Raw genomic sequence first — 6,966 nt, forward strand, 5'->3', positions numbered from 1 at the left:
ATTCAGATGGGCTTCTAGTTCTTGCCGTTCTTGTGGTGTCATTATTCAGTTTGCGATGTGTTTGTTGGCTCCTATTTTCTAACTTTTTTGCCCTTCTGTCTTTGAGTATTTATACTCAGTACATTTTTGGGATGCTCCCGAATTAATCGAGTCTTTCTTTCGGTATATTCTCGATCGATAGCACCGCAATTTACAAATATCCGATGAAATTAACTTACATTAATTTCATCGTATGATATTTTCGCTGGATTCACTCACGATGTTGTCTGAGAACGGATGGCGGGGACAGGATTCAGATCCCGCCCTAGTCACAACATTATCAATTTTTAACGACGATCGGTTCTTTGCTACTCGGCTCTGGTGGTTTTTCAGGGCTGGGCTTGCGTTCTGCCGCAGTTGCTTTAAAAGGTTTTGGTTTTTCGATCTGACGCGCTAAATCCATAAATTGGCGCATGTTTGCACCAGGACGACGACGGCCACTATTTGAGGAGGGTTTAATCAGATAGTCAGTTGCAAAGTTGGTAATAGCTGGCGCAGGTGCTACCACTGGAGCTGGTGCTGCTTCGACTTTAGGCGTTTCCGCTTTCTTGGCAGATTTTTTCTCAGTTTTAGCTGATTTGGCATCAACTTTTGCTGGATTGGTATCCACTGTGGCAGCGGGTACCGCTACGGCTGGTTCGGCTGCTTTTGTGGCGGTGACAGTCGGGGCTGGCTCAGATTTAGCTGGAGATTTCGCTGCTGGTGTCGATTTTGCATCTTCGTCTTCTAGTTGGATGTAGAAGCCATCATTTTTTTTACCAAAAAATCTTTTAAACACGATAATTTATCTCTCTTAAAATACATAAATTGAATTATCAATTTTGACAGCTAGTAAGCGCAAGATAAGCTTACAAACTTTAACAAAAGTTTACCGATCGATTTGATAAAGCCAGTTTCCAAACTGTCATGCGCCGATCGATCTTCCGCAACTAACCAGCCTAAAATTGAAACTGCCACCGATCTTAGTCCTGTCATGCTCGACATCCCAGCAGCACCACCTATGAAAGAGCTTAGCCATCTTCACCACCGCAATCCCGTATTGCTCGTCCACGGACTGATGGATACCAGTCGTAAAATGCGCAAAATTGCCGCTCATTTGCGCGGGCTGGGGTGGCAAGTCACCGATATCGATCTGACTGCTAATAATGGCGATACGCGGCTGGAAATCCTGGCCCAACAAGTAGCTGCCAAAATCGAGCGGACATTTGCACCACACCAACGGATCGATCTGCTGGGTTTTAGTATGGGCGGATTGGTGACGCGTTATTACATCCAAAGATTGAGCGGGATCGATCGGGTGCAGCGATTTGTGACGATTTCGACACCCCATCGCGGCACAATCGCGGCGAATTTTTCTATGCGGTGCGGTTGTATCCAAATGCGTCCCGACCACGATTTTATTCGGGATTTGAATCGGGATGTCGATCTCTTGAACGAGTTGAATTTTACTTCCCTGTGGACGCCATTCGACCTAATTATCCTGCCACCGAGTAGTTCGCAATTAGGGATCGGTACAGAACAAAAGATTCCGGTTTTGACTCATCCGCTGATGGTAGCAGATCGGCGAGTATTAGAGGCGATCGCGACTGCGTTAGCTCAACCAGTCAAGTCACCGATTTGAGTAAAATCTCTCGCACCGAAAATCGCTTCCTCGTGACTATAGTATTTAAACTCTAATAAGTTGGCAAACGGATCGGCTAAAAAAAACGTCCGATGTTCGGTAATCGCGCCGACAAAGCGATGTTTGGCTGATTGATGAAAGTTTAATTGTTGGGATTGGGCGCGATCGAGCAACCCTTGCCAATCAGCTAAAGTCGGGAAGACAATCCCAAAATGGCGCGGGTAAATGCCCTGCTGTGGTGGTAAAGGCCGATCGGCAACGTGAGCGACTAATTGATGTCCGTAGAGGTTGAGAATTAGCGAGTTAAATGTTTCTCTACCCACAGTACAACCCAATCCATCGACGTAAAACTTTTTGGTGTCGGGGATATTCTCGATCGGGAATGCTAGGTGAAATTTGAATTCATTCATTATGATTAGCGGGGAGTTGGGAGTTGGGAGAAAAAGATTTTATCTCGGTTTTAAAGTTTATTTGTAAGCTTTAACTTTTTTGTTAGTTTCCTTTTGTAATTGAGCAGCAATTTTGAACATTTCCACACCATCATGTAGATAGCTTTCATCATAATTCATGATGTAAAAGTTTAATTCTTTCACCCCATCAGCAACTTGGTTAATGGTGTAATATAAATTGGCCGCAATCTCAGCAATTAAAGCAGGATTGGGCATCGAGTGAAAGATCTTGTCTATCTTCTGTAAATGTTGCTGACACTCAGTCACATACGTCTCAAATTTTCCCATCAATTCATCATCGAAGGGATCGGCAGAGAGTTCAAAAATCTGGTTTTTGAGCGGCTTGATAATCCAACCGATCGTGCGATTGATTGGCTGATAAACTTGATTGAGCCACAAGATGAGGTCTTCATCCAGTTCGCGCCCGACTGTGTGCGGACGTCGGGGAATCTGCGCGCCAGCTTGTTGTTGGCGGGGAATGGCCACGGCTGGCGTACATAGATAATCATACTCTCGCCGCTTGCGATCGTCGCCTAAGATTTCATAAGCAGCATTCAACTTGACGATTCGATCAGCATTAGTTTTGCCACCATTGAGATCGGGATGGAATTCTTTCGCCAACCGCCGATAAGACCGTTTGATCTCATCAGCAGTAGCGTGGGTAGATATTTGGAGTACTTGGTAGTGAGTTTCTGACATCGATACTGGATGGGTCTTAGGTTTTAGGCTTTAGGCTTTAGGTTTTAGAGGGTAGAGGACAGGTATATCTTTTTCGCCTAGTCTCCCCGTCCCCAAGTCCCCTCGTTTCCTCTTCCCCTCTAAGCTTGTGTGGGTTCTGGGTCTTGAAATAGCGGCGTACTGAGATAGCGTTCGCCGAAACTTGGCTGAATCATGACGATTAGTTTACCCTGATTTTCGGGACGTCGCCCGACTTCGATCGCCGCATACAGAGCTGCACCAGTAGAAATACCCGATAATAAGCCTTCTTCGCGAGCGAGTCGGCGGCCATAATCGATCGCTTGGCGATCGGTTACAGTAATTACTTCATCAATTATCTCAATTTTGAGGACTTGCGGTACAAAGCCCGCGCCGATGCCTTGAATCTTGTGCGGGCCTGGTCTGCCGCCGGAGAGGACGGGACTATTGGTTGGTTCGACTGCTACGACTTTAAAGCCTGGTTTGCGGGGTTTAATTGTCTCGGCGATGCCTGTAATCGTGCCGCCTGTGCCTACGCCAGCAACTACAATATCGACTCGACCATCGGTATCCCGCCAAATTTCTTCGGCTGTAGTCGATCGATGAATTTGGGGATTGGCAGGATTGCGAAATTGCTGCAACATATAAGCATTGGGGGTCTGATCGACAATTTCTTGGGCGCGGCGGATGCAGCCGCTCATCCCTTCCACACCAGGCGTGAGTTCCAATTGAGCACCATAAGCTTTTAATAATGCCCGTCGTTCGAGGCTCATGGTTTCGGGCATCGCAATAATCAATTGATACCCCTTGGCGGCGGCGACCATTGCCAGGGCAATGCCAGTATTGCCGGAAGTCGGCTCGACTAGAATAGTTTTGCCAGGCGTAATCAAGCCTTCTTTTTCGGCAGACTCGATCATATTGACCCCAATCCGATCCTTGACCGATGCGGCTGGATTCATACCTTCCAATTTGACGACGATTTCGGCGACACAGCCTTCAGCTTGCGGAATGCGATTGAGTCTCACCAAGGGAGTACGGCCGACTAATTCTGTAATATCGTTAGCGATTTTCATAAAAATAAAGAAGGGGAGCAGGGAAATAGGGCGGCAGCAGGAGACTCGATCTGGGCTGGTGGAGATCGGGATGAAATCGATCGATTTTTAGTAGGTGACAATGATAAGGAACTTAAATATTTGGGGAATAATAGAGATCGAGAGAGCTTGCGGCGACGATCGACCAGCCATCGGGTAGATCCGCCAGATCGTACTGATGCCCTCCACCTAAAAACTGGGGTTTTGAATCCAAGCTACAATTATCACCAATCATCAAAATTCCACACATGTATTTAATCCATTTTATCTTTCCTGGCGGTAAAACTAGATGGCGAAGATCGGTATAAATTTGAGTTGGGATTGATGGACACTGGCAGCCGCCAGAGCGAAAGAATGAAGTTTTAACTGGGAGTCGGGGATGCTGGATGCGATCGTACACAATCTAGAACAAAGTAATCACATTGCCAGGATTAAAAAGCTGGTGTTTTGTGCTTGTACCAATAATTGGAGTAATGAAGCTCAACAACTGAGTACGGTTAAATTCAAAAGTTACATCCAACAGTTGCGAGATCGTCACGCATCGGTGGTCGAGCTAAAATATTTGCTCTACCGAATTGTGATCAGACTGAATCACAGTACCAATTATTATACCGTTGCCAATTTCCTCTGTCAGGAAATGGAGCCACTGTACTCATACCAATCGACAGCAACCAGTGGCGATCGGGCTGCGGGTGATAATACTATCAATCCTCCGGTCGGTCGTGGCACTTCCACAGCCAAATTGTGGGGCACAGAGGCGATCTTTGCAGTGGAAGAAACCCAGTCTGGCTCGTTGCTGCAAGTCGAGTTGACCGTCTTAGCGGCCAATCGCCAGTTGCTGACCCAAACCGTGGTCACCTTCCCCAATATGGCGCAGATGATGGCACAATATCAAGAATGGCAGTCTCGCTATCGCCGCCTCGACCCCCAGAATCATCGCTTGATGAGTAGTAAAGCTGTCAGTTTAGTCCCAGAGCGGATTAATGACTGTTTGGACGCTGGCGCGATGCTCCAAGCCAATCTACATCAATGGTATGATTGCCCCGGTTATCAAACCATCCGCGAACGCCTAGCGACCACCCTCGATCCAGAAGTCGAAGTCGAGGCGATCGTCCGCAGCCGCTCCAAAACCTTGCTCAAACTGCCGTGGAATGCGATCTGGCAACCATTACTCGATCGATACCCCCAGGCCGAAGTCAGCGTTGCCCTGATTCCGACCATTGCGACCAACCCCTCGATCGAAGAAGAATTACAGGTGTCGGTACTGTCGGTATTAACCAGTGCCCAAGGAATTAAAATCGATCGCAGTAAAGAGTACCTCAACGCGCTGCCCTACACTGATTCTGAGTTTGTCGTCGCGCCCAGTCATGGTGACTTTGTCAGCCTGTTGACTCAAAAGTCTTGGAGTGTGATGTTCTTTAGTAGCTATATTTCAGGCTACTTACCCAACAATCGGATTTATATCAATCATCACGACACGATCGGGATTACTGAGTTTAAATATCGGATTCGGACTGCCGTGCAACGGGGTTTGAAATTACTGATTCTCAATTGTGGTGAAGGCTTGGAGCTAGCGAACGAACTGGCCGATCTGCAAATTCCCAATTTGATTGTGATGCGGGAAGCCGTTCAAGACCAAGTTGCCCAAGAATTTGTCAAATTATTTCTCAAGGCTTTTTCCAGCGGTAAATCGGTCCAGCTCTCTGTTCGAGACGCCCGCGAGCGGCTGCAAGCGATCGAAAAAGTCGTACCAGCAGCTAGCTGTCTACCGATGCTCTGTCAGCAGATTGCGACTCCAGCTTCAAGCTGGAATCGGTTGGCGCATACCATTCTCAAACCCCAAGAACTACTTGGCGTTTCCCAAAATTGGGCTGATACCGAAGTTACTGGCATGGTCGCCCAAGCCGCTCTCGAAGTCGGCTTGCTAGAACCGATGTCTACCGAAGCAATTGCTTACGATCAATTGGCCTTGGTTCACCAACTGACAGGTTACTTTAGCGAAGTCTATGCGCTGGCACTGAGTAACGATGGTCAGTGGTTGGTCAGCGGCCATGGCGATATCACTCATGTCGATGATGCCGTCAAAGTCTGGCGGATCTCGGATGGTAAATTAATTCATAATTTACTCGGCCATAGCCATTGGGTCTACAGTCTTGCCCTCAGTGCCGACGCCGAAACGATCGTCAGTGGGAGTCTGGATGGGACGATTCAATGGTGGCAGCTCACTACCGGCACCAAATTACCCCAACTACTAGACCATAAATCTGCTGTCAATGCCATTGCTTTGACCAGTGATGGCCAACGATTGGTATCGGGTGGTAACGATGCCCTGCTGAAGATTTGGCAGCCCCAGAACGGTCTATTAATTCATCAATGCCAGGGTCATCTCCAAAATGTAGCTTGTGTGGCTACTCATACCCAAACCCAGTTAATTGCTAGCGGTAGCAGCGATTATACGGTCAGATTGTGGCATCTCCAGGAGGGACGGCTGCTGCGAACCTTGCTTGGACATGGCGGGCGGATTAGTGGGATTGCGATTACGCCGGACGGGACAAAGGTAGTCAGTGCCAGTCACGATTGTACGCTCAAAATTTGGGAAGTAGCAACCGGAAACTTGCTCAATACCCTCGTCGGGCACTCTAAACCGATCGGTTGTGTGGCGATTTCCCCCGACGGCCAAACGATCGTCAGCGGTGGTGACGATCGATCGGTGCAGATCTGGAATCTGAGCGATGGCAAACTGCTCCACACCTTGCTAGCACACGATCGCGCCATCCTCTCGGTGGCCATCAGTGCCGACAGTCGGACGATCGCCACAGGTAGCTACGGCGAAGTTCAAGTCTGGCGAGTTCCTGCTGCCTAAAGTCACGATCGGCTAGGATAGCTAGTAGCGATCTATGATTTAGAGTATGCGTTTACCCCGTTTATGGTCGATCGCGATTGGTGTAGTGACGATCGCCAGTTTGACACTGTGGTCGATTAATTCGCTCTATAGTCTGTATGTTCAAGTCAGTTGGACGACGCCCTGGTTGGCAACGCCGATTCTGATTGGGATCTTGATTTTAATTGC

7 protein-coding genes are annotated in these 6,966 nt (G+C 48.0%); 2 read left to right on the forward strand and 5 right to left on the reverse strand.

Annotated features, from left to right (window positions below; all coding sequences use genetic code 11):
* Nucleotides 1-319 precede the first annotated feature (319 nt).
* A complete protein-coding gene (locus tag RMO27_RS01565; protein WP_309728456.1) occupies nt 320-817 on the reverse strand; it encodes a hypothetical protein in 498 nt (165 codons plus the stop codon).
* 222 nt (nt 818-1,039) lie between these two features.
* Here RMO27_RS01565 and RMO27_RS01570 point away from each other — a divergent pair, with 222 nt between their 5' ends.
* Nucleotides 1,040-1,660: a triacylglycerol lipase gene (locus RMO27_RS01570; protein WP_309728458.1), complete on the forward strand. Its 621-nt coding sequence runs from the start codon at nt 1,040-1,042 to the stop codon at nt 1,658-1,660.
* Here RMO27_RS01570 and RMO27_RS01575 read toward each other — a convergent pair.
* The 4 genes from RMO27_RS01575 to RMO27_RS01590 form a co-directional block, all read right to left on the reverse strand.
* Nucleotides 1,636-2,070 carry a VOC family protein gene (locus RMO27_RS01575; RefSeq protein ID WP_309728461.1) on the reverse strand — a complete coding sequence of 145 codons (435 nt, stop codon included), beginning with the start codon at nt 2,068-2,070 and terminating at the stop codon, nt 1,636-1,638. The two genes, RMO27_RS01570 and RMO27_RS01575, sit on opposite strands and share 25 nt — an antisense overlap.
* A 57-nt stretch (nt 2,071-2,127) precedes the next feature.
* Nucleotides 2,128-2,808, reverse strand: a complete 681-nt coding sequence (locus RMO27_RS01580; protein WP_309728463.1) for a DnaJ domain-containing protein — start codon at nt 2,806-2,808, stop codon at nt 2,128-2,130.
* 119 nt (nt 2,809-2,927) lie between these two features.
* The gene (gene cysK / locus RMO27_RS01585) at nt 2,928-3,878 is read right to left on the reverse strand and encodes a cysteine synthase A (RefSeq protein WP_309728465.1); all 951 of its coding nucleotides are present in this window, start codon (nt 3,876-3,878) and stop codon (nt 2,928-2,930) included.
* A 112-nt stretch (nt 3,879-3,990) separates the two neighbouring features.
* Nucleotides 3,991-4,296 (reverse strand): hypothetical protein, encoded by a 306-nt coding sequence (locus tag RMO27_RS01590; protein WP_309728467.1) that lies wholly within the window; start codon nt 4,294-4,296, stop codon nt 3,991-3,993.
* Between RMO27_RS01590 and RMO27_RS01595 the strand changes: the two genes are divergently transcribed.
* Nucleotides 4,276-6,759, forward strand: coding sequence for a WD40 repeat domain-containing protein (locus tag RMO27_RS01595; RefSeq protein ID WP_309728469.1), 2,484 nt, complete (start codon nt 4,276-4,278; stop codon nt 6,757-6,759). The two genes, RMO27_RS01590 and RMO27_RS01595, sit on opposite strands and share 21 nt — an antisense overlap.
* The last annotated feature ends 207 nt before the right edge of the window (nt 6,760-6,966 follow it).

This window comes from Chamaesiphon sp. OTE_75_metabat_556 (genome assembly GCF_031378165.1).
GTDB lineage: Bacteria > Cyanobacteriota > Cyanobacteriia > Cyanobacteriales > Chamaesiphonaceae > Chamaesiphon.